Origin of the sequence: Streptomyces flaveus (assembly GCF_014647675.1) — a bacterium.
Lineage (GTDB): Bacteria > Actinomycetota > Actinomycetes > Streptomycetales > Streptomycetaceae > Streptomyces > Streptomyces flaveus.
In genome coordinates, this window is the sequence record NZ_BMPQ01000033.1 from 14,415 (window position 1) to 40,579 (window position 26,165).

Below are 26,165 nucleotides of genomic sequence, written 5' to 3' on the forward strand. Positions count from 1 at the left end.
TAGCGTGGTGTGGCAAGAAGTGCTGCGGACACGTTGGGCGGGTTCATGCGGATGCGGTTCGAAGCCGGGGCCGAGGACGAGTTCGAGGCGGCGTGCGGGCTGTTGGTCGACCGGCTGGTGCGGCGGGCCGGGGAGCAAGGGCTGCCGGTCGACGGGTTCCTGGCCGAGGCGGCGCTGGAGTACCGGCACCGGGCCACCATCGACGGCCGACTGGGGCTGTGGGAGCCGCGGCATGTGGACGAACTGCTGCTGCACTGGCTGCCGCAGACGATCACCGAACTCCCCGGGGAGGAACGCGGCGACGCCCCGGGCACGTTGCGTACGCTGCTGCGCTATCTGCACGCCGCGCAGCTGGCGGACCCGCGCGGCCCCGCACTTGAGGACTCCCTCGCGGCGGTCGACACGGCGGCCGAGCAGTACGGGGCGGCGATGGCGGACCGTAGCCGCTGGGGTCTGGCGAAGTTCTGGATGACGACGGCTGCCGAGCAGGGCGTGGACGTCCTGGACGAGGCGGCGTTGCAGCGGTTCGCGGAGCGGGCGCAGCGCGAGGAGGTCGCCTACGACGAGGACGCCCTCGACGCGATCATGGAACGGCGGCTGACCGGCCGCCTGCTGTCCGACGCGGCTCGCGCCGAGCCGCAACTGCCCGTGGTGCTTCCCCCGGACGGCGAACTGCGCCGACAGGCCGAGGCGTCGGCGATCGTGGCGCAGTTGCGCGGGCTCGCCGAGTGGGCGGGGCGCGACGGCCGTACGGTGACGGCGGCGGGACGGCTGCGCATGGCCGATGCCCGCGAGCTGGTGGACATGCTGGGCACCGGCGACAAGGTCGAGGGGGTGCGCTCCTCGGCGGACCTGCCGCGGCTGGGGCTGCTGGTGGAGTGGGCGAAGAAGGCGCGGCTGGTCCGGGTGGCCAAGGGGCGGCTGTACGCGGTGGCCAAGGCCCGGCCGGTGCTGGCCGATCCGCTTCAGCTGTGGCTGCGCGCCTTCGACGCGTGCTTCGAGCTGCGGCAGGCCCTGATCGGGGCGCGCAGCGGCTGGCATATGGAGTCGATGCTGTTCGATGTGTACGAGGACATGCTGGAGGACGTGCTGAACACCCTCTACAGCCTGCCGTACCCGATGCCCTGGCCGCGGCTGCGTGACTCCGTACACCTGGGCTACCGGGCAGGCTCCCAACTGGACGGCGGGTCGGACTTCCAGCATCGGATGTGGTTCGAGCACGCGGACCGGGACCTGCGCACGGTGCTCGACGCGCTGGTGGACCTGGGTGCGATCGAGCGTGACCGGGGGATGGCCGATCCGGTGTTCCTCGAGGTCGACCTCTCCGACTCCGGGCCCGAGCTGCCCGCGGACATGCCGCCGGAGCTTGCGGAGCTCCTGGGGGTCGCGGGGACGGCAGCGGACCCGGTGGCGCAGGAGCGTGCCCGCGCCCAGCGTGAGGAACTGACTGCCGGACCGGTCGAGCTGCTCCGTCTCACCGAGCTGGGCACCCGGGCCGTACGGCAGCGACTGCTGGCGGTCGGCCGGGACGCACCGCTGATCGGCGAGCTGGCCCAGGCCCCGGCGGCCGGCCTGCTGGGCGTGCTGGCCGACGACTACGACCCGGATGCCGCCCACGCGGAGCTGGCCGGCTGGCTCGCGGCCCACGGCGACGGCGAGCGGGATGCCGCACTGCGGCAACTCGTCGAAGCCGTACGGTCCATGCCCTTCCGTGTGCGTGCACAGGCGATGCTCACCGTGCTGCTGACGTCTCTGCCGGACGGCGAGGGCGAGCGGCTGCTGCGCGGGCTGCGTGGCGATGCCCAGCTGGCGCCGCTCGTACTGAGCACATTGGCGCACCAGGAGCTGCTGTCCCCCGAGGACATGACCGACGCCGAGCATCTGCTCGTGCTCGCTGAGAGCCTGCTCCAGCTCGTGGAGCTGGCGGGCGGCCGGGACGGCGCCGAGGAGACGCTGCGCGCCCAGGGCTTCGAGGCCAGGGACGCGATTGCCGCAGCACTGGACTCCGCGCACCCGGACCGGGCCGGGCTCGAAGAGCTCAGGCGGCTGGCGGCCCGGGCACGGGTCGCATCAGGGCGCCGCGCCCGCAACGCCCGGCGCACCGCGGGCAAGAAGCGCCGCAAGCGACGCCGGTGAGCGGGACACACGGGGTGGGCCCGCGGCGCAGCTGACCGGGCCACACCGCCCGGGCCTGCGGCGCCGGGTGTGCCCTGCACCGGCACGGTGGGAACGGACGTGGCCCGGCTTCGTACGTCCTCGGTGGCGCGCTACCGTCGGGGTCGTGGCTGAGGAGTGGGGCGAGGACGCGCTGATGGCCGTACGCGGCTCGCTCTACGCCCAGGACGGGGCGGCACTGCTTGCCGCGTTGCGCCGTGGACCCGAGCGTGAGGTGTTGCAGCTGGCCGGCGATGGTGTGGCCGGGGCTGCGGCGAGGGGGGTGCCGGGGGCTGCGGAGACGGCGGCCTCGTTTCTCGGCGCACTCCAGGAGCGCGGCTTCCGGGGTGATGAGGAGCTGGCGGACCGGTTGCGCTCGGCCACGGGAGAAGCGGCCATCCCGCTCCTGCGCCCGCTGGCGGTCGATTTGGAGATGCTCGCCATGCTGCTGGAGGGCGATCCTGCTGAGTCCGGCGGTCGGCTCGATCTGTCCACCGGGGAGTGCTGGCCGGCGTTCACCGACGAGCTGGAGCTCGGCCCCGAGGCTGAAGAGGCGGACGATCCCGAGCGATGGCTACATGTGCCGTCTCGGGGCTCCCAGGCCGGCTACCGGGACATGGAGCTGTTCATCGACGGGCTCGGCGACGCCGCCCTCGCCGACCGGCTGCGGATCGCCATCAGCGGGCGGGGCGCCTTCCGGCGCTTCAAGGACGTCCTCGCCCGCGACGAGCGCTCCTGGCGCCGGTACCACCGGTTCTGCGATGAGCGACAGCGCGGCCGGGCCCGCGCCTGGCTGGCAGAGGAGGGCTATTGCCCGAGGTTCCCCGTACAGGAACCCTGACTGTCGCAGGCCGGGAGGATGCAGCCCGCCCGCGGTAATCGATATCACCGCCAAGTTATTTTGATATCGCGAGTGGTCTTGTCGGACGCCCGGACCAAGGAGGACGCATGACGCGAACCGTCATCGACATCGACGATGAAATGCTCGCCGAGGCGGCTGAGATCTTCGGCACCACGACCAAAGCCGCGACGGTGAACGCGGCCTTGGAGGACGCGATCAAGCGGCGGAAGCGTGCGTCGTTCCTGGGCTGGCTCGCGGAGGGCGGGTTGCCCGACCTGACCGGCCCGGTCGAGGCGGCTGACAATCCGCATCAGGCCGCATGAGCGACCGCTTCCTCATCGACAGGTCCGCCCTCGCCCGCTACCCGAAGCCGGCCGTCCGCGCAGTGATCGACCCGCTGCACAACGCGGGTCTGCTGGCCAACCGTCCCCGCTTCGAGCCGGAACAACCGCTGCCGACGCTGGTCAGCGGCGACATCGCCCTCACCTCGACCCCGCCGAAGGACGGGGCCGGCGCCCGGGCACAAGTCGCCCGGCGCCCGCCCGACGGAAGCTGGCTGCGCCTGCTCGACCAGCCCGAGTTTGTCCCTCCCACCCGCTGAGCCCCTCGACGCCCAGGCAACTGGCCGCCCGGGCACGGGCCGCATCGGGGCGCCGCGCCCGCAACGGCCGCCGCACCGCGGGCAAGGAGCGCCGCAAGCGACGCCGGTGAGCGGGGGCACACGGGCTGGGCCCGCGGCGCCGGGTGACCTGGTTGTTCCCGGGCCCAGCTCGCCTCCAGTGACGGAGCGGTCACCGATTGTCAGACCCAGGTGTCACAGTGGGGAGCACGGTGATCACGGGGGAGGGACATCATGGCCGGTACGACAGCACAGCGCCTCACGCTCGAAGCGGCACGCAGGGAACTCGGCCTCAGGCGGGAGGAGTTCGCTCTGGGCATCGAGCACGGCGTGATCCGTACGTGCTGGAGCGGGGGCGAGCTGTACGTCAGAGCAGGCGAGGTCGTCCGATGGCGCACGGACCTGGGTGAACTCGCGGAGCTCACCCGCCTGGTGCACGCGACGGAGGCTGCCGGGCTCGCGGGGATCAGCAGGCACCGCTTCGACCAGTTGGCGCGCGCCGGGGCCATCCGGCCGGTCCGGTCGTACACCAACCGCTATCACGCCGAGGTCTGGCAGTACTCGGCCGCTGACGCCCGCCGGTTGCCCGAGCGCCGTCCCGAGCTGCTCGGGGCCCGGCTGCCCGGCCCCTGCCTGGCCGAACTGGCCTCCGGCGCCGACCGCCGGGCCGAGGGCCACCGCTCGCGGCTTCGTACCCAGGCGCTGCTGATGCTGCGTGACCCCTGGACGAAAGCCGCCGCGTGGTCGTACTGGTTGGATTCCGCACAGCCGCCCCTCGACCGTGGGCAGCTCAGCCAGGCCGAGGCCGTCCATCTCGCAAGGCGTGCCGCGGAGGAGGGACTGACCGAAGTGCTGGGCTCGCACGCGGATCCCGTCACTTCCGAGGAGCAGGCAGAGGCTGTCCGGCAGTTCAAGGCTGCGCTGCGCAGGGCCCGGCGCAGCCGCCCGGCGCCCGAGCTGGTCGCCCCGTCCGAGGCGGCGGAGCGACTCGGTTGCGCTGTGGAGAAGATCCCGGACGAGTACCGCGACCGCGGCGTCCCGGTGGATCTCATCGAGCAGAGCGTGGCTGATGACCTGGCCACGGTGCCTGCCCCGGCGCGGGTCGCGGCGGTGCGTAAACAGCGGGACGCGCAGCGCCGGAAGGGCGAGCGGCAGGCGGCCCGGGAAGCAGAACAGGCCGCCAAGCGGCTGCGAGAGGGGCGCGAGCACGCAGCCGCCGCGCGTGCCCGCGCCCACGTCCCGGAACGGACAGCCGACCCCAGGGTCACCTTCCACCTGGGCCCCACCAACTCCGGCAAGACACACGACGCCATCGCCCTGCTGGCCGCCCGCGCCGAGGCCGGGCGGACCGGCGTCTACGCGGCGCCGCTGCGCATGCTCGCCTTCGAGGTCTACGAACGGCTGCGCACCCGGCTCGGTGCGGAGCGGGTCGGTCTCCACACGGGCGAGGAACGCCTCAACACGGACGCGCCGGTGCTGTGCTGCACGGCCGAAGTGGCGCCCACCGCCGGCGATTTCCTGGTCGTCGACGAAGCACACTGGCTGGCCGACGAAGACCGCGGCCACGCCTGGACTCGTCTGCTACTGAGCGGGGCCCACACCGACGTGCATGTCTGTGCGGCACCGGAAGCCGAAGACCTGCTGCGCAAACTCTTCGCCCCCGGCGCGGACATCACGGTGGTCCGCCACACCCGGCACGGCACGCTCAGCCGTATGCGGGAATTCCAGGCCGCGACCCTCCCGCCGGCCAGCGCGGTGGTGGCCTTCTCCCGCAAAGCCGTTCTCGCTCTGCACCGTGAACTGCTTGAGGCGGGCCGGTCAGCGACGGTCCTCTACGGCGCGATGCCACCCGCGGCCCGTCGCGAGCAGATCCGGCGCCTGTCCGCGGGCGAGGTCGACGTGATCGTCACCACGGATGTGATCGGTCACGGGGTCAACCTTCCGCTGCGTACCGTGGCGTTCGCCGAAACGGGCAAGTACGACGGCAGATCCCGCCGGGAGTTGCTCATCTGGGAGGCCGCCCAGATCGCCGGCCGGGCCGGCCGGCGGGGCCATGACGCGGGGGAAGGGCTCGTGGGTGCCTACCGCAGCCGATTGCCCGGCCTCACTGCTGGCGCCCGGCTTCTGGACCGGGCCGTCCAGGCAGCCAATGGAGCGCGGCCCGGTGACCTGCGCGTCACGACGGCCCGGCTACGCCCCACCTGGACCGACCTCGGACGACCGGAGCCCGGAGAGATCCCGCACGCGCTGGCCGGCTGGACCGCTGCCGCCCGTAAGGCCGCCCAGGAGCGCTCATGGCTGAGTCCGATGCCCACGGCCGAGATCCTCGCCAAGCTGCAGACGGCACGCCAGACCGCCGGGGCACCCCTGGACATCGACGCTCGCTGGCCGCGCGACGGCCACACCGTCTGGCGTCTGATCACCCTGCCCATCGACGCGGACCGTCCGGCCTACCCGGCCGTCTGCCAGGCGGTCCTGCACGGCGCGGCCCTGCACCACCTGATCCGCCCGCGCGCCCGCATCGAACGCATGGCCTTGCCCCAAGCCGAGGAGTACGCCGCGACCATGCGAGACGTGGGTACTGCCGTCCTGGCCTTCGGCCGTGAATGCGGCGGCCTGAGCGCGGAGGAGGTGGTGGCCTGTGAGCAGACGGCCGCCGAACGCATCAACCAGTTGGTGGCCGCTTCCCGGCCACTGGCGACGTATGGCAGTTGCGTCTCCTGCGACAAACCGTGCGCCCCCTGGTACACACACTGCGATGCCTGCCACACCGCCCGCTTCTCCTGCTATGACGACGAGTTCGACTGGTGAGAGCGGACTGCCGGGGCTCTATGGCCTCCAGGCGTTGGGGAGCCAGAGACCGTGGTCGGCCCAGGGTTCAGGGTCCCACTGCATCAGATCTTGATGACGTGGACGCCGGGGCCGCACAGCATGACCAGGTCCTGGGGGTCCGACGTCAGGGCGGTCACGGCAACGCCGGTGGGGGGGGAGCCCTCCGCGTTTCCCTCCTCTGTCCCATCCCCTTCGCCCTCGCCAACCAGCGTGCATGCCAAGTGCGTTGACCTGTCCCAGGCGTACCAGCACAATGAGCCCGCACTCATGAGAGCGCTCTCACACTCCGCAAGGGAGACCCATGACCGGCAGACAAGGCCCAGGGCCCAGCCGCCGTACGCTCATCGGGACCGGCCTCGGTGTCGGCGCCGCGGTGCTCACCGCGGCGGTCGGCTCCGGCGCGGCCCACGCGGCCGGATCCGCAGCCGGCGCCGGGAGTTCCGCCCAGCGCCGGGGGTACGCCTTTCTCGCCGCCGCCATGGACGCCTATCCCGAGCACGGCAGCATCCGCCTGACCCAGAGCTACACCGACCAGGCGGGCCTGTTCAGCACCGCGTTCACCTACGACAACGCCCTCGCGATCCTGGCCCACCTCGCGGCGCGTACCGCCGACGGCCGGGCCAGAGCCGGGGCGCTCGGTGACGCGCTGCTCTATGCCCAGGCCCACGACCCGGCGTACGACGACGGCAGGCTGCGCCAGGCCTACAACGTCGGGCCGTACACCTTCTTCGACGGTTCGCCGCAGCCGGACGGCTTCGTACGGGCGGACGGCACCGCCAACGTCGGCACCCAGTTCGGGTTCACGGGTACGGCCGTGGGTGACATGGCCTGGGCGGGTATCGCGCTGAGCGCACTGGCCCGCCGGACCGGGGCCCGTCGCTTCCTCGACGGTGCCGTGCGGATCGGTACGTGGATCGAGCGGACCGGCCGTACCGACGAACCCCTCGGCGGCTACAAGTTCGGGGTCGACGGGGCGAACGAGAAACTGCCGTTCACCTCGACCGAGCACAACACCGACCTGGTCTGCCTCTTCGGACGGCTCGCCCGGCTCACCGGCGACCGGGTGTGGCTGGAGCGGCGCGCGCGTGCCGAGGCCTTCGTCAGGAAGATGTGGGAGCCGTCCGGTGGCTTCTTCTACACCGGCACCAACGACGGTGTGACAGTCAACAAGTCCCCGATCCCGGCGGACACCCAGACCTGGACCCACCTCGCGCTCGACTCGCGCTCGTACTCCCGGTCGGTGGACTGGGCCGCGGCCGAGCTGGCCGTCCTCGACCACGCCGACCGGCCCAACAGCACGGTGTCCGCGGGCCAGACGTACGAGGGAGTCACCTTCAGTTCCGCCAGTCTCCTGGCGGACGAGGACGCCCCGATCGCCGAGTTCCAGCCCAAGCCCGACCGTAACGGCGTGTGGTTCGAGGGAACGGCCCATCTCGCGCTCGCCCTGCGGGACCGGCACGGCTGTGGTGACGAGGCGCGCGCCGGCCGACTGATCGCCTCCATCGAGCGGGCCCAGGACCTGCTCGGCGCCGGCCAGACCGTCGGCGGCGGGGCGCTTCCCGCGCGGGCCGGGGTCGTCTCGGCGAGCAGCCCGCTCGACACGGGTTTCGGCTTCGGCTACTACCCGTACCGGCACACGGGGGCGACCGCCTGGTACTTGCTGGCGGCGGCACGCTCCAACCCGTTGCGGGCCTGACCGACGGCGGGCCCGACGCGGGCCTGATCAGCCCTGATGCGCCCGACGCCGGCTGCTGTCCGCCGGCGCGGGCGACCCCGGTCTGACTCCCGCTGATCGGCCCACCTGGATCGTGCCGTGTTGTCAGACCTTGATGATCTCGACGCCCGGTCCGCAGAGCAGGTTGATGTCTTCGGGGTCAGAGGTGAGGACGGTGACTGGTCCTGGTGCGGAGCGTGCGATGGCGGCGAGGACTGCGTCGATGGCGTACTTGTGGCCGCTGAGCCGGTGGCCGCGCAAGAGTGCTGCGGCTTGGTCGGTGACGTTCTTGGTGACGTCATGGACGTCGATACGGGAGAGTACCCACCGGATGCGGGCGGGGTGGATGCGTTCGTAGTGCGCCTCGAGGGTGGTCATGGCGGTCGTGGCCACCCGGATGCCTTCTTCTGAGGCTGCCTGGACGAGGGCCAGGACAGTGCGGTCCTTGAGGTAGAGCTTGGACAGGCCCTCGCTGTCCAGCAGGAGCGTGCCGGGCATCAGGCTGCGGCACCGTCCGAGTCGCGCTGGTCGTGGCGCAGTACGGCGCGGGCCGCGTCGATCTCTGCCCGGGACAACGGGTCGTTGTCGGTCTCGAAGTCGGCGACGATCTCACGAAGCTTGTCCATGGCCACACGCTGCTCCAGCGCCTCGGCCACGTAGGCGGAGAAGCCGCCAGGGCCCACATGGGTGCGTACGGTTTCCGCGAGGTCTTCAGGAAGGCTGATGGAATACTTCTTACTACCACTCATGGTTCAGATCCTACCAAGGGTAGGAAGTCCGGGTCCTGCTGCGGTCAAGCCAGCCGGATCACCGGCTGCCGGTCCAGGACCACGGTGTGGCGTCGCAAGTCGTACGCCGTCACCGTCAGCCGCTTGTGGGTGTCGATGCGGAACTCGAGGCGGAAGCGGTCCTCGCCCGCGGTGGCCGGAGGGTTGGCCTCCAGGAACGTGGGGCTGTCCTCGTTGAGCCAGAGCATGGAGCGCTGCTGGCGTTGCTGAGGGGTGACCGCCACGGTGCGGGCGCCGCCGCCCGCGTCGAAGGTGATCTCCAGGTCGGCGCCGGCGTCGCGGTAGGTGGCGTGGGCTAGTTCGTAGACGGCCAGGCCCAGGCGGCGCTGGCCCTCGTGCACCGCCTTGACCGTGAGGGTTTTCACCGGGTCCTCGGTGGGATAGGCGGTGCCCGCCTCCACCAGGACCTCGAACTCGTAGGCGCCGGTGTCGCGGTTGACGTGCCGGATGGCGTAGTCGTGCTGGATGTGGTCGTACAGTTCGCTGCCGCCCGCGATACCGGCCGCGCCCGCCGCCACCGCCTCCAACGGGCGGTCGAGACGTACGACTTCGGGGTCGAAGTGCAGATGCACCACATCCTGCACGGCGGGGATGAGGCAGCTGCCGCCCACCAGGAACACCTGCCGGATGTCGTCGATGCCGTAACCGCGGGACGAGGCGGCGTCCAGGCATGAGCGCAGCGCCTGGTTCACCCGGCGCAGCACGCCCTTGTCGCGCAGCAACGCGTCGAACTCGCCGCGGGTGACGGTGACTTGGTGCTCCGTGTCGGTGCGTGCGGCGCGCGCCGTGATGGTGGCGTGCTCGGCGGTGGCCAGGGCACGTTTGGCCTGCTCGGCGGAGGCCAGGAGGCGGCGGAACACCTGGTTGCGACCGATCTGGTCGCCCTGCGGCAGGGACAGCTGGGCCATGGCGTGCTCGGCGAGGAGCGCGTCGATGGTGTTGCCGCCCAGGTCCAGGCCCTTCTTGGCGAGGGTGCGTACGCCGGCGCCGGACCCCGCCGCGTCGGGCTCCTGTACGCGTACGACCGAGATGTCGAGAGTGCCCGCGCCGAAGTCGAACACCGCGAAGGCGTCTCCGGGGTTGAGCCGGGCGCTGTAGCCGACGGCGGCGGCGGTGGCCTCGTCGACCACCCGCAGCCGGGCGGTGGGCAGCCCTTCGCGTACCTCCCGCACCAGCCAGTCGCGGTAGCCGTCGAAGGACTCGACGGGCGCGGTGGCCACGATCTCCAGGTCGTCGTCCTCCACGGTGAGCAGGGCCAGAGCCATGATGTCGCTCAGGAACTGCGTGGCCGCCTCCCGCCCGGTGATCTTGCGATCGCCGACCGGGCGGGCCGCGTCATAGACGTGCCCCGCGACATTGATCTTCGTGGAGGCGAAGACGGTGACCCCGGCCGCCTCGTACAGATCCGGAGTGACCTGCGCGCCCAGGCGCCGCGTACCGCCGTCGTCGAAGTAGGCGATGAGCGAGGGCACGACCCGCTGGGTGGGGCCCGGCCCGGCCTCGCGCAGCACGTCGACACCGGGCAACGGGATGGGGACGCCGCGGCCCGCCTCGTGGTCCCAGCCCGCCACGACGGTGTTGGCGGTGCCGAAGTCGATGCCTATACGGGTGGTCATGCGTCTGCGTCTCCCTTACGTTCCTGAAGCTCGCCCAACTCGATCTCGAAGCCCCCCGCGACCGCCGTACCCGCCGCCTCCCCGATACCCACGTCGTGCCGGAACCGGTGCTCCAGACAGGCCCGTAGCAGCGTCAGCGTCGTGTGGGACGCCTCGTCGAGCAGGGGCTGCTTCTGCGCCTCGACCACTTGGGCCAGTTCTTGATGGGTCATCAGGCCCATGGGCCGGGCGATGAACGGGCGCAGGGTGAGAGTGGTCAGGACGTAAAGGTCGATCGTGCCGTCCGCACTTCCCACGGCCAGCACATCGCCCCTCGGCGACAGCCGCGTGATGAGGGTCATGCTTACGTTGTCGTTGAGCGCTATTCGCTCGGATATGAGCGCGTCGGGCACGGGAGCGTCGCGGGTCGGCGGCACATCAAGGAGTTCCAGGTGCAGCTCGTAGGTGAGGTCGACCGCGACGAACCGGTTCAGCGCGGGCGACCAGGCGAGGGCCGTCAGATCGACCGAAGGTGACCAGGCGGGGATGGTCATCGAGGGTTCGGCGGAGGTGAGCGGCTCGTGCCACACTTTCAGTTCGCCCGTATTGGTGCAGCTGACGAGGGTGGACGGCGACAGGGCGACGGGGATGTTCTCCAGTGTTCCCGAGCCGTCGTCGAGCTTGTTCACCACGAAGCTGCCGAGGTCGGCGACCACGGCAGCTTCAAAGACGTCGACTATGGCGATGAGCCGACCGTCGGGATCCACCGCGGCGATCAGCGGTTCGAAGTCTTCGCCCAGGCCGTTCAGTACTCCGCTGGCGGCGAGGTCACCATGGGGCCCGCCGATGAACAACACCGGATGATCGGAAAGATCCGCCTTGCTGAGCAGTGCGGACACAGCGAAGGCACGGTCTCCGGCAATGCGCTTCAGGCCCGTGATTTCGTCGACTCCCGGGTCGAGTGCCCGTACGCCGCTGCCGTCCACATGGTGGATCTTCGGCCTGCGGTGATTTCCCCCCTCCGCGCGGTAATCCATGTAGTACGGATCGGCCTCCGCGACGACCATGGTTCCGGAGCCCAGATGCGCGACTCGGTCCAGCGGATCTGTGAAGTCGCAATGCAGCCGCGACAGCGTTCCGCTGCCAAGGTCCACGATCCCCGCCCGGGCGAGGATCGGTTCCTCGGCAGGGGGTCCGTCGCCCACGAAGGCGAGTTGGGTACCGTCCGGCGAGAAATCGAGGTCGGTGATACCAGCGAGCCGCTCGTCGAGGTCGGCGAGCCTGATCCGGGTGTGCGGGGCGGGCGAAGACTCGGCCGCTCCCGACAGGATGCTCACGGAGCCGTCCACAGCCTGTGGATCCGCGGCGCGCAGTGCCTCGAACGCGTCGCGGTCCTCCTCTCCGGCGGGGCGCCAGCCCTCGAAAGCGCGAACCGTACGGACAGCTTCCGCCAGCGGCATCAGCAGGGTGAACGACCACAATCGGTCCCAGTCCCGCTGCTCTTTCAACTGCCGTACCAAGTACGCGCGTTCCTGCTCGGTGAGCGACGCGAAGTCGCCCTGCGCGGAACGCTGCCCCGCCAGCACCCGCAGCGCGTCGATGCCGCCGAATGCGGTCATCGCCTCCCGCAACGCCGAGCGCTCCTCGGCGGAGGCGCCCCGATACCCGAGCGCCAGCAGCGCCCCCTCAGGATCCAGTGCCCGGTACTGCTCGTGCTGACCGGTCCGTACGAAGAAGACGGCGCGCTGTACCTCGTCCGTGGGGGCGAGGTGGTGCTCGGCGCAGAACGCCGCCGCCTCGGGCGAGTTGAGCGCCGCCGTGCAGTACAGGTCGATGACCTCGGGATCGCTCAGTGCCAGGAACCGGACTCGGGCCCGTTCACCGAGAGGGTGGCCGAAGCGGGTGGCGGCATCGACGAGCAACTGGGCCTCGACAGCCACGCTTTCGTCGCCGAGCGCGAGACGGCTGAGGACGCGCACCTTCTGGCTCTCGGTGGTCGTTGCGGAGCGGTTCCAACGCCGCAGCAGTGACCACAACCCGGCCTCGTGGTCGTCGAGCCAGTCGTGCCAAGCAGCGTCAACGAGGATGTCGGGAACCGGTGTTGAGCCAGTCGGCAGCTCCGCCACGAGCGGGGAGTCCCACCGCCGCCGGTTCGGCCCGGACACCGGCGGCTCCGCCCAGGCCCGCCAAACCGTCTCAGGGCCGAGGGAGTCGAGGGCGTCAGCGACAGCGCGTACAGCCGTCGGCGCACCGGAGTCGGCCGCGCGCAGCACCGTCACCAGAGACCTGAGGCGCCACCTGGACGCTCGCCCCACCAGCACGGCGATCCGTACCCGCATCGGCCTCACTCCGTCCCGTCCCCGCCGAGGGAAAGGTATCCGTCCCCGCCGAGCGCGATGTCGTGGTCGAACAGTACGGCCGTATCCGCCTCGTCCCCGATGCCGATGTCGTGCTGGAAGCGGTGGACCAGGCAGGCCGACAGCAGATCCAGTGCCTGTCGGGCCGTGTGGCCGAGGTCCGGGTACTGCTGGAGCCTGGTCACCTCCGCCAGGTCGTGGCGTCGCAGGGAACCCATGGTCCTGGAGGGGACCCAGTCCTGGGGCGTGAGGTCGTACAGGTTGACGGTGGTGCCCTCGCCCGCCACGGCGAGGACGTTGCCCTTGGGGGACAGGCGTACACAGGGGCGTACACGATCGGCGCCGACGAGTTCGATCCGCTCGTGTATGAACTCGCGGGGCATGGGAGTGTCGGCGGTCGGCGGCACGGCGAGGATCTCCAGGTGCCCGTCGTTGACCGTCAGGAACCGGTGCAGGGAGGGCGACCAGGCGAGGCCGGTCGCGAGCCGGTCGTCGGACCAGGGCAGGGCCTGGGCCCCGGCCCAGACCTGGACTGTGGCCGGTGTCTGCCTCGTGGTGAGCGGGTCGTGCCACACGCTCAGAGCGCCGGTGAGAGAGATACGGACAAGGGCGGACGGCGAGAAGGCGGCGTTCTCCCAGCCGCGAGTCCTTCTTGCGGAGCCGTGGCGGCCGTAGTCGAGCCTGTTGACCCTCCCGTCGGCGAGGTCGGTGACCACGACGTCGTCCGGACCGAGGGCCGCGATCGTCCGGCCGTCGGGGTGCACAGCGGTGACCCACGGATGGGCTCCGTACAGCCTGCGAGGCAGACCGCTCTCGGCGAACGGCCCGTCGCCCTCGCCGACGCACACCTCGAACTCCACGTTCGTGCCGGACCGCCACTGCGTACCCACCATGAACGCCCGTTCCCCGACGATGCGCTCCAGCCCGCAGTAACGGTTGGCCCGGAAATCGAGCGCCCGCACACCGTGGTGATCGACGTGGTAGAGCTTCTTCCCGTTCGCGGGCCCGGCCGACCTCGAATAGTCCTCGGCGACGACGACGGTGTCCCGACCCACATGCGCCACGTGGGTCAGGCGATGCGGGAATTCGGAGTGCAGCTGCGAGACCTCCTTGCTGCGGACGTCCACGACTCCTGCCTCAAAGCCCCCGATGAAGGCGAGTTGTCTCCCGTCCGAGGAGAAGTCGAGATCATGCACAGCGAACTCCGTGTTGGGACCGCCGAGCGTGACCGGAATGGGCTCGATGCGCGCAGGCATGGAGGACACGGCACTCAGCCCGTCGTCGACGACCGCCGGGTTCGCGGTCCGCAGCGCCTCGAACAACTCGCCGTCCTCCGCTGCGGACGGCCGCCATCTGCCGAATGCCTGTGTCGTGGCGACGGCCTCGGGCAAGGTCATCAGCGGGACCAGTCGCCACAGCCGGTCCCAGTCGCCCCGTTGCCTCAACTCCCGTACGAGATAACGCCGTTCACTCGCACTGAGGGTGACGAAGTCCTGCCGCTCGGAACGCTGCCCGGCCAGCACCCGGAGCGTGTCGATACCGCTGAGGGCGGTCATCGCGCGCCGCAACTCCGCCCGTTCCTCCGCCGACGCGCCGCGGTAGGCGAGGCCGAGGAGTGTGCCGTCGGGGTCCTGCGCCTCGTACTGCTCCTGCTGTCCGGTGCGTACGAAGAACACGACGCGCTTGACCTCGTCGACCGGGGCGAGATGGTGCGCGATGCAGAACGCCGTCGCCTCGCGCGAGTCCACGGCCGCCGCGCAGTACAGGTCGACGGTCTCCGGACCGTCTTGCGCGAACAGGCGGTTACGGGCCGTCTCGCCGATTGGGTGGTCGAAGCGCAGGGCGGTGTCGACCAGCAGACGCGCGTCCACCGACACCTCGTCGTCGCCGAGTGCCAGCCGGCTGAGCACCCGCGTGCTGTAACCGGCCCCGGCCCTGGCGGGGAGTTTCCATTGCTCCAGCAGGGACCACAGCGCGGCGTCCGCCTCATTCAGCCAGGTCTTCCATGCCAAGTTGACGACCCAGCCGGGAATCTCCGGGACATCGGCCCCCAACTCCGTCAGGACGGTGGAGTCCCAGCGTCGGGGCGGCGTTCCGGTCACCGACTCCGACGGCCGCAGCCAGGCCGACCAGACGGCTTCGTATCCCTTGGAACTGATGGCCCGTCCAAGGGTGCGTATGGCCGCCGGCTTGCCGGAGTCCGCCGCGCGCAGCACGGTCTCCAGGGACCAGGAGCCCAGCCGGGACCGCTCCCCGAGATCCAGACGCAGCAGCAAGGAGGCGGACCACAGCCGCATCGCGCTCACTCACCCCTCTCCGAGCCCTTACGGCCCCATCAGCGTCGTACAGGACCTCCGGGACCGGTCCCGGAGCCCGGCCTCTGAGCCAACTCTCCCCAAACTCCCGGCCCTTGACGCTCCCCTCAGCCCTTGATGCTCCCCGCCGTGAGCCCGCCCACGATGAAGCGCAGGAACGAGGATTCGTTCTCGGACTCGCAGGGCGAGAGCAACAGGTCGTACCCAAACTTCGTGGCGGCCTCGGCCACCCCGCCGATGAAGCCGAGCTGCATCCCGGTGTACCGCCGGTCCCGCCCGGCGGGCGGATAGAGCAGTCCGAGGGTGTGGGTACGACCACTGCCGGGGCCCGAGCCGGCTTCGTCACCCCCGGGGGCCGGCTCGCCCCTTCGCCCGCTCATCTTCAGCTGGCCGGGAGGGGTTGTTCGGCCCAGATGGTTTTGCCCGTGGAGGTCTGGCGGGTGCCCCAGCCCTGGGTGAGCTGGGCGACCATGTGCAGGCCTCGGCCGCCCTCGTCGAAGATGCGGGCGCGGCGCAGATGGGGAGCCGTACTGCTGGCGTCGGAGACCTCGCAGATGAGGGCGCGGTCGCGGATCAGGCGCAGGCCTATGGGGACCGCTCCGTACCGGATGGCGTTGGTGACCAGCTCGCTCACCACCAGCTCGGTGATGAACGCCGCCTCTTCCAGCCCCCAGGTCGCCAGTTGGCGGGAGGTCTGGGCGCGGGCGGCGGCGACGATCGCGGGGTCGGACGGCAGGGCCCAGGCGGCGACCTGGTCGGCGTGCAGCGCGCGGGTGCGCGCGAGAAGCAGGGCCACGTCGTCGGCTCGGCTGTCGGGCAGCAGCGCCTTGAGGATGGCGTCGCAGGTGACGTCGAGCGAGGGCACGGGGGAGGCGAGGGCCTGGCACAGCCGGTCGAGACCGGCACCGACGTCATGGTCGCGGGCCTCGACGAGTCCGTCGGTGTAGAAGGCGAGCAGGGAACCCTCGGGCAGTTCGATCTCGGTGGACTCGAAGGGCAGCCCGCCCACCCCCAGCAGCGGCCCGGGCGAGAGCTCGACCAGGGTGACCGTACCGTCGGGCAGCAGCACGGCGGGCGGCGGATGGCCGGCGCTGGCGAGGGTGCACATGCGCGAGACCGGATCGTAGACGGCGTACAGACAGGTGGCGCCGATCTCACCGAAGTCGCCGGGGTCCGGCAGGTCCGCGGAGAGGGGCTCGTCGTAGTCCGAGGCGAGATGGGTGACCAGGTCGTCGAGATGGGTGAGGAGCTCGTCCGGCGGCAGATCGACATCCGCGAGCGTACGTACGGCCGTACGCAGCCGCCCCATCGTCGCCGAGGCGTGCAGCCCATGGCCGACCACGTCCCCGACGACCAGCGCGACCCGCGTACCGGAAAGCGGCACCACGTCGAACCAGTCGCCGCCCACCCCGGCCCCCGAACCGGCTGGCAGATAACGGAACGCGACCTCGACGGCCGCCTGCTCGGGGAACTCGCGCGGCAGGAGGCTGCGTTGCAGCGTGAGCGCGTTGGTGCGCTCGCGGGTGTAACGGCGCGCGTTGTCCACGCCGACGGCCGCCCGTCCCGCCAGCTCCTCGGCGAGGACCAGATCGTCCTGGGCGAAGGGCTCCGAGGACCGGCCCCGGGCGAAGACGGCCACCCCGAGCGTGATCCCGCGGGCCCGCAGCGGAACCGCCATGATCGAGTGGAGACCCTGCCCGCGTACGCTCGCGCTCCTGGCCTCGCTCTGCCCGATCCACCGCACGAAGTCGGGATCGTCCGCCCCGCTGAGCACCGCCCGCCCGGTGGCCAGACAGCGCGCCGGAGGCGAGAACGAGGGGTAGGTGTCGGCCTCGCCGAGGCCGACCGCCGCCTCGGGCGACTCCTCGGAGCCGGACGCGTGCGCGATCCGCCGCAGCACCACGTCCACGTCGACCGGTCCCGCGACCGGTTCCTCCCCGCGGGTCACGGATTCGAGCAGGTCCACGCTGATGAAGTCGGCGAGCCGGGGCACGACCAGATCGGCGAGTTCCTGGGCGGTACGGGTCACATCCAGGGTGGTGCCGATACTGGTGCCCGCCTCGTTCAGCAGGGCCAGCCGCTGCCGCGCCCAGTGCTGCTCGCTGCTGTCGAACGTGGCGGTGCCGACCCCGCACACCCGGCCGGTGGCGGGATCCCGGACGGGCCACATCTCGGTGACCCAGGCATGCTGACGGAGGGCGGACGGTGCAGGCGTACAGCCCTCGTAACGCGTCGGTGTCGCCTGCTCGACGACCCGGTCGACGGACCGCAGAAATGCCTCGTTCCCCTCGTTCGGGTACTCGTCGGTGTGCTGCCCCGACGCGGCGACGTGCCACCCGTGCGAATCCTTGGTGAGGGCGGACATGGCGATCGAGGACTGGGTGAACGCCCACTCCACCACCTCGTGGTGGTACGCCGACTCGGGCGCGTCCGTGGTGGCGGTCACGAGGAACGACTGCGTCTTGCCGTTCCGGTCCAGAGAGGGGGCGGAGTGCACGGTGAGATCGAGGCGGTGACCGTCCTGATGGCGGAGGGCCGCCGTGCCGCTCCACTCCCGCGAACTGGCCAGGGCGTAACCGGTGGCGCCGGAGAGTCCCACCGTGGCGAGCAGATCGACCGCGGTGCGCCCCACGATCTCAGGCGCGCTGTAACCCAGCAGTCGGCGAGCTCCTTCGCTCCAGCCCGTGACGATGCCCTGTGGGCTGATGGTGGCTGTGGCGGTGTCCATCGTCGCTCACTTCGCGCTTCACTCAATCGTGGCGCTTCGCTCGATCGCGCCAGTCATGTCAGACATATCGGTACTGTCCTTGTCAGTCCTCAGCGTGCGCGCTCAGGACTGAACGGACAAGTCGGACCCGCGTGTAGAACGAATGCGCCGAAGACCGTACGAAGACCGCCCGCCGTGAGCGCATCCTCGTCGGCGTACGTACGAGGAAAGGGACCCCGAGGTTCTTGTTCACCGACACAAGCTTCAACTCAGGGTGTACTTAGGGCCTCCTTAGCATTAACGGCTAGCATCGTCCCCGTTGTCGAGGGAGTGAGGTGGGCATCGTGTCGGTCGAACCGCGGATCGCCGTTGCCGTGGTGACCATGGGGAATCGACCCGCGGAGGTCGAAGCGCTGCTGGTCTCGGTGGCCAAGCAGGACCTCCCGCCGGCAAGAGTCGTGGTCGTGGGGAACGGCTGCCCCCTTCCCGAGTTCACCGGACTTCCCTGCGAGGTCACCACCATCGAGCTCGACGAGAACCTCGGCTGCCCGGGCGGCCGGAACGTCGCGCTGCGGCAGCTGCGGGAGTTCGGCGACGTGGACGTCGTCGTCGAGCTGGACGACGACGGACTGCTCGTCGACACCGATGTCCTCAGCAAAGTACGGGACTTGTACGCCGCCGATCCGCGCCTGGGCATCGTGGCCTTCCGCATCGCCGACGAGCACGGCGAGACCCAGCGGCGCCATGTGCCCCGGCTCGGCGCCAAGGACCCGCTGCGCGGCGGACTCGTGACCGGCTTCCTCGGGGGCGCGCACGCCCTCTCCATGAAGATGCTCGCGGAGATCGGCGACTGGCCCGCGGAGTTCTTCTTCGCGCACGAGGAGACCGACCTGGCGTGGCGGGCCGCCGACGCCGGCTGGACCATCCGGTACGTACCGGAACTGCTCCTCCAGCACCCCAAGACCTCCCCCGCCCGGCACGCCATCTACCACCGGGTCACCGCCCGCAACCGCGTCTGGCTGACCAGGCGCCGGCTGCCCCTCCCGCTCATCCCCGTCCACCTGGGCGTCTGGATCGCGCTGACCCTCCTGCGTACGCGCTCCGTCGGCGGCCTGCGCGCCTGGTTCGGCGGCTTCGTGGAGGGCCTGCGGGAGCCGGGCGGCGAACGGCGGCCGATGCGCTGGCGAACCGTGTGGCATCTCGCACGACTGGGGCGACCGCCGGTCATCTGAGGTCCGGTGCGGTATCGCGCCCCTAGGAAGGCCGCAGGCCTCTTAGGGGCGCGGGGCTGTGTCAATCTGCGGCTCCGCCGCGTGGGCGCGACCAGCCCCCACCGGCCCGCAGTCGAATCACTGCACTTCCAGCGGAGCGCTTACTTGGCGTCGGCGTAGCACTCGACCACCGCCGTCGTGAACGGAAACCGCACCGGCGTCTCGCCGAACGTCAGCCTGCCCGCCAGGTCCGCCGCCTCCCGTACCGCCGTGACCACCGCGTCCGCCTCCTCGGCCGGACAGTGCACGATCACCTCGTCGTGCTGGAAGAAGACCAGCTCGGCGGCCATGTCCCGGCAGGCGCGGCGGAGGGCGGCGAGGACGAGCAGGGTCCAGTCGGCGGCGCTGCCCTGGACGACGAAGTTACGGGCGAAGCGGCCACGGGCGCGGGAGTTGGTGGAGGCGTAACCCGGCACCCACTCGTCGGCGTCGGCGGCCTCGACAGCCGGCTCGTCCTGCGGAATCCCCGCCTCCTCGGCCGAGTCCGCGGCGCCCACCGCCGGAGGGCACGTCCGCCCCAGCCACGTACGCACGAGCCGTCCCTCCTCGCCCGCCCGCGCCGCGTCGTCGACGTACGCGACCGCTTTGGGGAAGCGGCGGCGCAGCGCGGCGAGGTTCTTGAGGCCGTCCCCGGACGTCTGCCCGTACACCGCGCCGAGCACCGCGAGCTTCGCCTGGTCGCGGTTGCCGGCGAAGGCGCGGTCGGAGACGGACTGGTAGAGGTCGGTCTCCCGCCCCGCGACCTCCATCAGGCCCGGGTCGCGCGAGATCGCGGCCAGCACGCGCGGCTCCATCTGGTCGGCGTCCGCCACGACGAGCCGCCAGCCCGGGTCGGCGATCACGGCGCGACGGATCACCTTGGGGATCTGCAGCGCGCCGCCGCCATTGGTCACCCAGCGCCCGGTGACCGTCCCGCCCGGCAGGTACTCCGGCCGGAACCGCCCGTCCCGCACCCAGTCCTGCAGCCACGACCAGCCGTGCGCCACCCAGATCCGGTACAGCTTCTTGTACTCGACGAGCGGTTTCACGGCCGGATGGTCGACCGTCTCGATCTCCCAGCGGCGTGTGGACTTGACCTTGATCCCGGCCTGCGCGAAGGCCTTGACGACGTCCGCGGGCAGATCGGGCCGCACCCGGCGCCCGAACGCGGCCGACACCTCGTCCGTCAGCTCGGCAAGGCGCCGTGGCTCGCCCCCGCCCGCGTACCGCTCGCCCAGCAGCTCGTGCAGGACCTCGCGGTGTACGTCCGCACGCCAGGGCAGCCCGGACGCGTTCATCCCGGTCGCCACGAGCATGCCCGCCGACTCGGCGGCCGTCAGCAGCCGCATCCGCTCGGGGTGCGCGGTCGCGTCGTGTCTTCGCTGCTGGTGCTCATACACCTCTATGAGCTGTTCCAGCGGTACGTGCACGGGACGCGGCTCGAACAGGGAGGACTGCGAGCCCGGCTCGGCGGAACGCTGCGGTGGGTCCGGCGGTACGGGGCCGCCGCGCAGCCTGGCCAGGGCGGCGGCCGCCGAGCGGGGCTCGCCGAGGCGTCCCTCGTGGCCGAGGAGGAGGGTCTCGGCGGCCTCCATGTCGTAACACCGCTCCACGCGGACACCCGCGTCGTGCAGCCGGGGATAGACCTCGGCCGTCGACCGCCACACCCAGCGCGTGACGTCCGGCCGGGACCGTACGGACTCCGCGAGGTCCGGCTCCCTGAGGAGCGGTCCGGCGGACACCCCGTCGGGGCCGAGGGGGGCGAGCTCCGCGCCGCCGTCCTCGGTCGGCGCGAGAGCCCACCGGTCGGTCATGACTGCGAGTCTCGCAGGAGGGTCTGACAATGGCCCTGACCTGCAAGTTCAGGGCCGTATTCAGCGCCGGGCACAGGTCGCGGTCGGTCATTTCCCCTGTCGCGGCCGGTCATTCCTCCTGGAGGGACTGGCGGATCTTCTCCAGCGCCTTCGCGATGTTCGCCTCGACCGCAGCCTTGTCGACGCCGAGCCCGCTGAGCAGGCCCGTGCCGGCCTCGTGCTCCAGCAGTGCGAGCAGGATGTGCTCCGTGCCGATGTAGTTGTGGCCGAGGCGCAGGGCCTCGCGGAAGGTCAGTTCGAGGACTTTCTTGGCGCTGCCGTCGAAGGGGATGAGTGCGGGGATGCTCTCGGCGCGCGGCGGAAGGGCGGCGGTCGCGGCCTCGCGCACGGCGTCCAGGGTGACGCCCTGCGCGGTGATCGCCTTCGCCCCGAGGCCGTCCGGTTCGGCGATCAGGCCGAGGACCAGGTGCTCGGTGCGGATCTGGTCGTTGCCCGCGGTCCTGGCTTCCTCCTGGGAGACGACCACCACGTTCCTGGCCCGTGGCGTGTAGCGGCTGAAGCCCTGGCTGGGGTCGAGGTCCGACTCGGCCTTCGGCACGAACCGCTTCTGGGCGGCCTGCCGGGTGACCCCCATGCTCTTGCCGATGTCCGTCCAGGACGCGCCCGAACGCCGGGCCTGGTCCACGAAGTGCCCGATCAGGTGATCGGCCACGTCGCCGAGGTGGTCCGCGGCGATCACCGCGTCCTGGAGCTGGTCCAGCGCGTCGGTGTGGACCTTCTTGATGGCTTCGATGAGGTCGTCGAGACGTACGGATGCGGTGGCGGGTGAGTTCTCGGTCATGCGTCAACCGTAGGTTGACAGCAATAGGGTGTCAACCTTGAGTTGACGCCACCTCCGAGGCCCCGGCGACCCGGCGGCTGCGGCGAGATCAACTCGTTCATCTGGTGCGGACCGAAAAGAGGGGCGCCCGACCGGGCGCCCCTCACGCGGTCACGGGTCAGCTCTCCTCTGCCTCCAGCAGAGCCTCGAAGTCCGTGTCGAGTGTGCAGTCGAACGGTGCGGGGATGTGGATCTTCTCGCCGAAGTCCTTGGTGAAGCGGCCCTCGTACCCCTTGGCGGACGGCGCCCACAGGACGGTGGCCTGCTTCTCCTGCATGTCAAGGATCAGGTAGACAGGGACGCCTGCCTTCCCGTAGGTCTCGACCTTGTCGGTCAGGTCGTCGTCTCGGGTGGAGGGCGAGGTCAGTTCGGCGACCAAGGAGAGGGCCTCCCCGTCCAGTTTGTTGCTCTCGGTCCGGCGGGCCTTCCGGTGAGCCACATGGATGTCAGGGCCGTACGCGCGCTCGATTCCGGGGAACACGAACAGCGCAGGCGACGAGCTGATCCGATGCCCGTCGGGCAGGTGAGGACGCAGCTGATCGCAGATCAGATCCATCACGTCGAGGTAGTACCCCTTCGACCACGGCGACAAGACGATGTTCCCCTTGATGATCTCGGCCTTGTAGCCGTCGGGCACGTGCAGCTCGTCGAGGGCGTCCAGCATGCCCTCGAAGCTGGGGGGCTCCGTGCCGCTTATCGTCGGTCGTTCCAGCATCACCGTCATGATGCGCCTTTCTTGCGAAGCAGGCCATGCGCTACTCAGCGTATCCAAGCGTGTACGGGATCCGCTCGGCCTTGTGGGAACAGTCCGAGCAGGCCGGGGTGAGACCCAGACAAGCGTGCAGGGCTGTACTCAGGCGGGTGTTGAGGAGTTCCCGGTCGGAAGGGTCGTCCCATGGGGGCGGTACGAGGGCGAACGGTGCCGTCACGGTGAACAGGGTGCGGGCCGTGGTCGAGTGATCCGCGCTGGGTTGCGATATGCAGAGGCCTGCTTGCACCCAGTACAGGGCTCGTGTGTGCAGTGCAGTGGTCGGTCTCGTCAAGGCGGTGAGGAGGAGATCAGGGCTGGTACGGGCGGTCGCGCGGGTTACGGGGTGCTCGCGCAGCAGCCGGGCCGCGCGCACGAGTTGCGCCGGCAAGCGGCAGGGCTGCGGCAGCGTGCCGCCGGTGCAGCTCGCCACATCCAGCAGACGGTCCAGCTCCGCTTTGCATGCTTTCTGGATGAGGACCTGGAAGTCCGGCCAGTTCCGGTAGAGGTACTGGCGGCTGGTGGCGGCCCGGCGCGCGATCTCCGCGATGGGCGGACGGCGCGGCCCGTGCTCGGCCAGCGTGGCGAGCACGGCTCGGTAGACGGTGCCCATTCCCGGCGGCGCGTGGATGCTCATGTGGGCAGCCTGCCGTGACGGTGGCGGGCCCGCGCCCGGACTGGCTGCGGCTCACCCGGAGGGGGAGGGGGTGCGCACGAAAATGTGACACATGGGGGTGCGAGTGTCACATTTTCGCGCGCAAGGTGGTGAGGAGGGTGGTCCAGGAACCGGCGGTCATGGAGAGAGTGGGCCCGCCCGGGTTCTTGGAGTCGCGGATGTGGACGGTGGTGGCGTGGGGGCAGGTGGCGACCTCGACGCAGTTCCCGCCGCCGCCGTCGCTGTGCGTCGACTTGCGCCAGTCGTACGCGACTTCGAGGCAAGCGCCGCCGCTGTCATTGCTGTAGCTCGACTTGAACCACTGCGGTGTGCTGTTCATTGACGCTCTTCTCCTGCCAACCGCTGGATGAGGCTCAGGGAGTCGTCCGGGCTCAGAGCCTGTGAGCGGATCTTCGCATAGCGGTGCGAGAGTTGGGCGACCTTGGCGAGATCGCTGACCAGGATGCTCTCGTCCTCGATCTCCATGTAGACCACGTGGTGGTGCTCCTTGGTCTCCACCTGGATCATGTCGCCACGGGCACCCGCATGACTGCCCCGCAAGCCGCGCTCCAGAGGCATCACTTGGATGCTGACATTGTCCCGCTCGGCGTCCTCTGTGAGCGAGTGCAGCTGCTCGCGATGCACATCCCAGGGGCCGAACGGCCGCTTCAGCACCGACTCGTCGAGGAGCAACTCGATCATCGCGGTCGGGTCGCGGTCGAAGAGCGCCTTGCGTGCCATACGTGCCTCGACCAGCTCCTCCACCTTGTCCTCGGTGAGCCTCGGAAAACCGCCACCGATCAGGGACCGTGCGTACCCCTCTGTCTGAAAGAGCCCGTTGACCACGTAGGACTCGTACGCGCACAGCGTCACTGCTTCCGCCTCCATCAGCGCGAAGTTCTTGAACTGCGCCGGGTACTTCTCCAACCGCATCAACGCCCGTGCCTTCTCGAACACCCCCAACCCGCCCCCGAGCACCTCCTCCAGCTTGACGAGCATCTGATCACTCGCGGGCTGCGCGCACGTCTCCATCGCGCTGATCGCCGCCGCCGTGTACCCGATCAGCTTCCCCAACTGCTCCTGCGAAAGCCCCTGTTGCTCGCGCAACGCCTTCGCCAGGGCGGCCACCATGCGCGCCGTACCGCCCGCTTCCGTCTTGTTCTCCGCCCGCGCCATCGCGGTCACCTCCGCACTCAACCGAACCCAACCGGTACCGACTCACCACGACTCGCTCCCGACCGGCAACGCAAAGTCATGAAAACGCTAGCCGCGCCTACGCAAACTGTCCGCATGAATACGCAAAGTGACGAGTCAAACCTCGACGAACCCCCACTCAACCCCGAAGTCCCCGACTGGATCCCCACCCGCGGCATCCAACTCCGCAAAGCAGGCGTCCAGTTCGACGCCGTACGCGTGGACGGCGACGAAGGCCGAGCCCTCGCCGACCGCCTCGCGCGGATGACGGGCGGCACCCCCGGCCCAGTGGTCGAGGAGGCCAACGGCAGACGCGCCGTCTACTTCCTGGTGCCAATCGGCAGCACCTCCTACCGCTCCTGGCCCGACGGCGTCACCCGTCTCACCGCAGGCCCGAACCGCGTCTCGTACATCCCGGTCCCCGCCCTGGGCGGCCTCACCTGGCCCCTGACCTGGCGCTACCGGCCGACGACCCGCGACCACCTCGTACACGCGCTGCTCCTGCGAGGCGCCCTCCACCCCGAAGAGCCGTGACACGATCGAACACGTGAGTACGAGTACACCCGGCACCGTGGACCGCGCCTTCAAAACCGCCCTCTACGCCGACACCGACACGACCCTCGACACGGCCGCATCCCTGCTCGCCGCCGACCCCTCGGCCGACGCCGAACTCACCCTGCGCGGCGAGGAGTTCATCACCACAGCTTGGCGGCGCGGCTGGCAGCCCGCAGACGTCGTACGGATCGTGCGACGCGAGCTGGACGAGACACACGTACGCCTGGTGTCGGGCCTGATCCTCGGTGCGGAGGCCCGCCACAAGCAGCCACGCGGACGCCGATGGGCGGCCCAACTCGAAGACCTGGACCCCAGCACCGTACGAACAGAACGTACTGACCGCTTCTCGTACGCGACCGCCGCACTGGAGCTCTACCGGCTGCTCCTCCGCCTGCCACCCCTCGAACCGCTCGACGACCCGATCGCAAAGCCACCCCACAAGGCGCCCCACAAAACGCCCGAGTCCCGCATGCTCCCCCGTATCCGCGCCCTGCTCGCCAAGGCGGAGGCGACCGGCTTCCCGGAGGAGGCCGAGGCGCTCACCGGCAAGGCGCAGGAGCTGATGGCGCGGCACAGCATCGACGAGGCCCTGCTCGCGGCGCGTACGCCCGCCGCGGACGCGCCCGGCGCGTGCCGGATAGGGATCGACCCGCCGTACGAGACGGCCAAGGCCACCCTCCTCGACGCGGTCGCCGCCGCGAACCGCTGCCGCGCCGTATGGAACGAACCCCTCGGCTTCTCCACGGTGGTCGGCTTCGAGCCGGATCTGGAGGCGGTCGAACTCCTCCACACCTCACTGCTCGTGCAGGCCACCGCCGCGATGACGAAGGCGGAGGCAGCCGCCCGCGCGTCCGGCCGCCGCCGTACGAAGACCTTCCGCCAGTCGTTCCTCGCGGCGTACGCCCACCGCATCGCCACCCGCCTGACGTCCGCCACCGAGACCCAGGTGACCGAGGACCTCCTTCCGGTCCTCGCCACCCGCGAGGCCGCGGTCAGCGACCGAACGGACCGCATGTTCCCGGAGACGACCATGACCCGCGTGCGCGGAGTCAACGACGCGGCGGGCTGGACCCAGGGCGCCGAGGCGGCGGACCGGGCCCAGGTCGAACCGCACCAGCAACTCCCCTGACCGCACCCGGAAAACCGA

The 26,165-nt window shown here is 70.5% G+C and carries 22 protein-coding genes; 9 read left to right on the forward strand and 13 right to left on the reverse strand.

Annotated features, from left to right (window positions below):
* Nucleotides 1–51 precede the first annotated feature (51 nt).
* The 6 genes from IEZ21_RS38785 (at nucleotide 52) to IEZ21_RS38810 (ending at nucleotide 8,142) form a co-directional block, all read left to right on the forward strand.
* Nucleotides 52–2,136, forward strand: coding sequence for a hypothetical protein (locus tag IEZ21_RS38785; protein ID WP_189326533.1), 2,085 nt, complete (start codon nucleotides 52–54; stop codon nucleotides 2,134–2,136).
* A 145-nt stretch (nucleotides 2,137–2,281) separates the two neighbouring features.
* Nucleotides 2,282–2,995 carry a UPF0158 family protein gene (locus tag IEZ21_RS38790; protein ID WP_246568607.1) on the forward strand — a complete coding sequence of 238 codons (714 nt, stop codon included), beginning with the start codon at nucleotides 2,282–2,284 and terminating at the stop codon, nucleotides 2,993–2,995.
* A 107-nt stretch (nucleotides 2,996–3,102) separates the two neighbouring features.
* On the forward strand, nucleotides 3,103–3,318 hold the full coding sequence (locus IEZ21_RS38795) for a type II toxin-antitoxin system VapB family antitoxin (protein ID WP_189326534.1): 216 nt from the start codon (nucleotides 3,103–3,105) through the stop codon (nucleotides 3,316–3,318).
* Nucleotides 3,315–3,596 (forward strand): PIN domain-containing protein, encoded by a 282-nt coding sequence (locus IEZ21_RS38800; RefSeq protein ID WP_373302356.1) that lies wholly within the window; start codon nucleotides 3,315–3,317, stop codon nucleotides 3,594–3,596. The genes IEZ21_RS38795 and IEZ21_RS38800 overlap by 4 nt, the downstream gene beginning before the upstream one ends.
* A 252-nt stretch (nucleotides 3,597–3,848) precedes the next feature.
* Entirely contained in the window at nucleotides 3,849–6,425 is a 2,577-nt protein-coding gene (locus tag IEZ21_RS38805; RefSeq protein WP_189326535.1) for a DUF6397 family protein, read from the forward strand.
* Between the two features lie 322 nt (nucleotides 6,426–6,747).
* Nucleotides 6,748–8,142, forward strand: a complete 1,395-nt coding sequence (locus IEZ21_RS38810) for a Tat pathway signal sequence domain protein (RefSeq protein ID WP_189326536.1) — start codon at nucleotides 6,748–6,750, stop codon at nucleotides 8,140–8,142.
* A gap of 123 nt (nucleotides 8,143–8,265) precedes the next feature.
* Here the strand turns inward: IEZ21_RS38810 and IEZ21_RS38815 are convergent, their stop codons facing one another.
* From IEZ21_RS38815 to IEZ21_RS38845, 7 genes are all read right to left on the reverse strand, one after another.
* Nucleotides 8,266–8,658 (reverse strand): type II toxin-antitoxin system VapC family toxin, encoded by a 393-nt coding sequence (locus IEZ21_RS38815; RefSeq protein WP_189326537.1) that lies wholly within the window; start codon nucleotides 8,656–8,658, stop codon nucleotides 8,266–8,268.
* Nucleotides 8,658–8,909 (reverse strand): hypothetical protein, encoded by a 252-nt coding sequence (locus tag IEZ21_RS38820; RefSeq protein WP_189326538.1) that lies wholly within the window; start codon nucleotides 8,907–8,909, stop codon nucleotides 8,658–8,660. Before IEZ21_RS38820 ends, IEZ21_RS38815 begins: the two co-directional genes overlap by 1 nt.
* Nucleotides 8,910–8,953: 44 nt before the next feature.
* Nucleotides 8,954–10,564, reverse strand: a complete 1,611-nt coding sequence (locus IEZ21_RS38825; RefSeq protein WP_189326539.1) for an Hsp70 family protein — start codon at nucleotides 10,562–10,564, stop codon at nucleotides 8,954–8,956.
* On the reverse strand, nucleotides 10,561–12,882 hold the full coding sequence (locus IEZ21_RS38830; RefSeq protein WP_189326540.1) for a WD40 repeat domain-containing protein: 2,322 nt from the start codon (nucleotides 12,880–12,882) through the stop codon (nucleotides 10,561–10,563). Before IEZ21_RS38830 ends, IEZ21_RS38825 begins: the two co-directional genes overlap by 4 nt.
* 5 nt (nucleotides 12,883–12,887) lie before the next feature.
* Entirely contained in the window at nucleotides 12,888–15,206 is a 2,319-nt protein-coding gene (locus tag IEZ21_RS38835) for a WD40 repeat domain-containing protein (RefSeq protein ID WP_189326541.1), read from the reverse strand.
* 116 nt (nucleotides 15,207–15,322) lie between these two features.
* Nucleotides 15,323–15,595 carry a hypothetical protein gene (locus IEZ21_RS38840; RefSeq protein WP_189326542.1) on the reverse strand — a complete coding sequence of 91 codons (273 nt, stop codon included), beginning with the start codon at nucleotides 15,593–15,595 and terminating at the stop codon, nucleotides 15,323–15,325.
* 2 nt (nucleotides 15,596–15,597) lie between these two features.
* On the reverse strand, nucleotides 15,598–17,943 hold the full coding sequence (locus IEZ21_RS38845; RefSeq protein ID WP_189326543.1) for an ATP-binding SpoIIE family protein phosphatase: 2,346 nt from the start codon (nucleotides 17,941–17,943) through the stop codon (nucleotides 15,598–15,600).
* Nucleotides 17,944–18,305: 362 nt separating this feature from the next.
* On the opposite strand from IEZ21_RS38845, the gene IEZ21_RS38850 reads away from it, so the two are divergent.
* Nucleotides 18,306–19,154, forward strand: a complete 849-nt coding sequence (locus IEZ21_RS38850) for a glycosyltransferase family 2 protein (RefSeq protein ID WP_220450463.1) — start codon at nucleotides 18,306–18,308, stop codon at nucleotides 19,152–19,154.
* Between the two features lie 140 nt (nucleotides 19,155–19,294).
* On the opposite strand, the gene IEZ21_RS38855 is transcribed toward IEZ21_RS38850, so the two are convergent.
* From IEZ21_RS38855 to IEZ21_RS38880, 6 genes are all read right to left on the reverse strand, one after another.
* Nucleotides 19,295–20,986, reverse strand: a complete 1,692-nt coding sequence (locus IEZ21_RS38855; protein ID WP_189326545.1) for a bifunctional 3'-5' exonuclease/DNA polymerase — start codon at nucleotides 20,984–20,986, stop codon at nucleotides 19,295–19,297.
* Between the two features lie 109 nt (nucleotides 20,987–21,095).
* The gene (locus IEZ21_RS38860; protein ID WP_189326546.1) at nucleotides 21,096–21,827 is read right to left on the reverse strand and encodes a Clp protease N-terminal domain-containing protein; all 732 of its coding nucleotides are present in this window, start codon (nucleotides 21,825–21,827) and stop codon (nucleotides 21,096–21,098) included.
* Between the two features lie 157 nt (nucleotides 21,828–21,984).
* Complete coding sequence (locus IEZ21_RS38865) at nucleotides 21,985–22,590, reverse strand: Uma2 family endonuclease (RefSeq protein ID WP_189326547.1); 606 nt, start codon at nucleotides 22,588–22,590, stop codon at nucleotides 21,985–21,987.
* Nucleotides 22,591–22,621: 31 nt separating this feature from the next.
* On the reverse strand, nucleotides 22,622–23,251 hold the full coding sequence (locus IEZ21_RS38870; RefSeq protein ID WP_189326548.1) for a TetR/AcrR family transcriptional regulator: 630 nt from the start codon (nucleotides 23,249–23,251) through the stop codon (nucleotides 22,622–22,624).
* A 106-nt stretch (nucleotides 23,252–23,357) separates the two neighbouring features.
* Nucleotides 23,358–23,609 carry a DUF397 domain-containing protein gene (locus tag IEZ21_RS38875; protein WP_189326549.1) on the reverse strand — a complete coding sequence of 84 codons (252 nt, stop codon included), beginning with the start codon at nucleotides 23,607–23,609 and terminating at the stop codon, nucleotides 23,358–23,360.
* Nucleotides 23,606–24,445: a helix-turn-helix domain-containing protein gene (locus IEZ21_RS38880; protein WP_189326590.1), complete on the reverse strand. Its 840-nt coding sequence runs from the start codon at nucleotides 24,443–24,445 to the stop codon at nucleotides 23,606–23,608. Before IEZ21_RS38880 ends, IEZ21_RS38875 begins: the two co-directional genes overlap by 4 nt.
* 114 nt (nucleotides 24,446–24,559) lie before the next feature.
* On the opposite strand from IEZ21_RS38880, the gene IEZ21_RS38885 reads away from it, so the two are divergent.
* Nucleotides 24,560–24,997: a hypothetical protein gene (locus IEZ21_RS38885; protein WP_189326550.1), complete on the forward strand. Its 438-nt coding sequence runs from the start codon at nucleotides 24,560–24,562 to the stop codon at nucleotides 24,995–24,997.
* A gap of 13 nt (nucleotides 24,998–25,010) precedes the next feature.
* Nucleotides 25,011–26,147 carry a DUF2786 domain-containing protein gene (locus IEZ21_RS38890; protein WP_246568609.1) on the forward strand — a complete coding sequence of 379 codons (1,137 nt, stop codon included), beginning with the start codon at nucleotides 25,011–25,013 and terminating at the stop codon, nucleotides 26,145–26,147.
* Nucleotides 26,148–26,165: the final 18 nt, after the last annotated feature.

What these genes read in the sequence shown, in the direction of transcription:
- IEZ21_RS38785 (WP_189326533.1), top strand. Translation starts at nt 52, where the DNA reads ATGCGGTTCGAAGCCGGGGCCGAGGACGAGTTCGAGGCGGCGTGCGGG.
- IEZ21_RS38795 (WP_189326534.1), top strand. Translation starts at nt 3,103, where the DNA reads ATGACGCGAACCGTCATCGACATCGACGATGAAATGCTCGCCGAGGCG.
- IEZ21_RS38800 (WP_373302356.1), top strand. Translation starts at nt 3,315, where the DNA reads ATGAGCGACCGCTTCCTCATCGACAGGTCCGCCCTCGCCCGCTACCCG.
- IEZ21_RS38805 (WP_189326535.1), top strand. Translation starts at nt 3,849, where the DNA reads ATGGCCGGTACGACAGCACAGCGCCTCACGCTCGAAGCGGCACGCAGG.
- IEZ21_RS38810 (WP_189326536.1), top strand. Translation starts at nt 6,748, where the DNA reads ATGACCGGCAGACAAGGCCCAGGGCCCAGCCGCCGTACGCTCATCGGG.
- IEZ21_RS38815 (WP_189326537.1), bottom strand. Translation starts at nt 8,658, where the DNA reads ATGCCCGGCACGCTCCTGCTGGACAGCGAGGGCCTGTCCAAGCTCTAC.
- IEZ21_RS38820 (WP_189326538.1), bottom strand. Translation starts at nt 8,909, where the DNA reads ATGAGTGGTAGTAAGAAGTATTCCATCAGCCTTCCTGAAGACCTCGCG.
- IEZ21_RS38825 (WP_189326539.1), bottom strand. Translation starts at nt 10,564, where the DNA reads ATGACCACCCGTATAGGCATCGACTTCGGCACCGCCAACACCGTCGTG.
- IEZ21_RS38830 (WP_189326540.1), bottom strand. Translation starts at nt 12,882, where the DNA reads ATGCGGGTACGGATCGCCGTGCTGGTGGGGCGAGCGTCCAGGTGGCGC.
- IEZ21_RS38840 (WP_189326542.1), bottom strand. Translation starts at nt 15,595, where the DNA reads ATGAGCGGGCGAAGGGGCGAGCCGGCCCCCGGGGGTGACGAAGCCGGC.
- IEZ21_RS38845 (WP_189326543.1), bottom strand. Translation starts at nt 17,943, where the DNA reads ATGGACACCGCCACAGCCACCATCAGCCCACAGGGCATCGTCACGGGC.
- IEZ21_RS38850 (WP_220450463.1), top strand. Translation starts at nt 18,306, where the DNA reads ATGGGGAATCGACCCGCGGAGGTCGAAGCGCTGCTGGTCTCGGTGGCC.
- IEZ21_RS38855 (WP_189326545.1), bottom strand. Translation starts at nt 20,986, where the DNA reads ATGACCGACCGGTGGGCTCTCGCGCCGACCGAGGACGGCGGCGCGGAG.
- IEZ21_RS38860 (WP_189326546.1), bottom strand. Translation starts at nt 21,827, where the DNA reads ATGACCGAGAACTCACCCGCCACCGCATCCGTACGTCTCGACGACCTC.
- IEZ21_RS38865 (WP_189326547.1), bottom strand. Translation starts at nt 22,590, where the DNA reads ATGACGGTGATGCTGGAACGACCGACGATAAGCGGCACGGAGCCCCCC.
- IEZ21_RS38870 (WP_189326548.1), bottom strand. Translation starts at nt 23,251, where the DNA reads ATGAGCATCCACGCGCCGCCGGGAATGGGCACCGTCTACCGAGCCGTG.
- IEZ21_RS38875 (WP_189326549.1), bottom strand. Translation starts at nt 23,609, where the DNA reads ATGAACAGCACACCGCAGTGGTTCAAGTCGAGCTACAGCAATGACAGC.
- IEZ21_RS38880 (WP_189326590.1), bottom strand. Translation starts at nt 24,445, where the DNA reads ATGGCGCGGGCGGAGAACAAGACGGAAGCGGGCGGTACGGCGCGCATG.
- IEZ21_RS38885 (WP_189326550.1), top strand. Translation starts at nt 24,560, where the DNA reads ATGAATACGCAAAGTGACGAGTCAAACCTCGACGAACCCCCACTCAAC.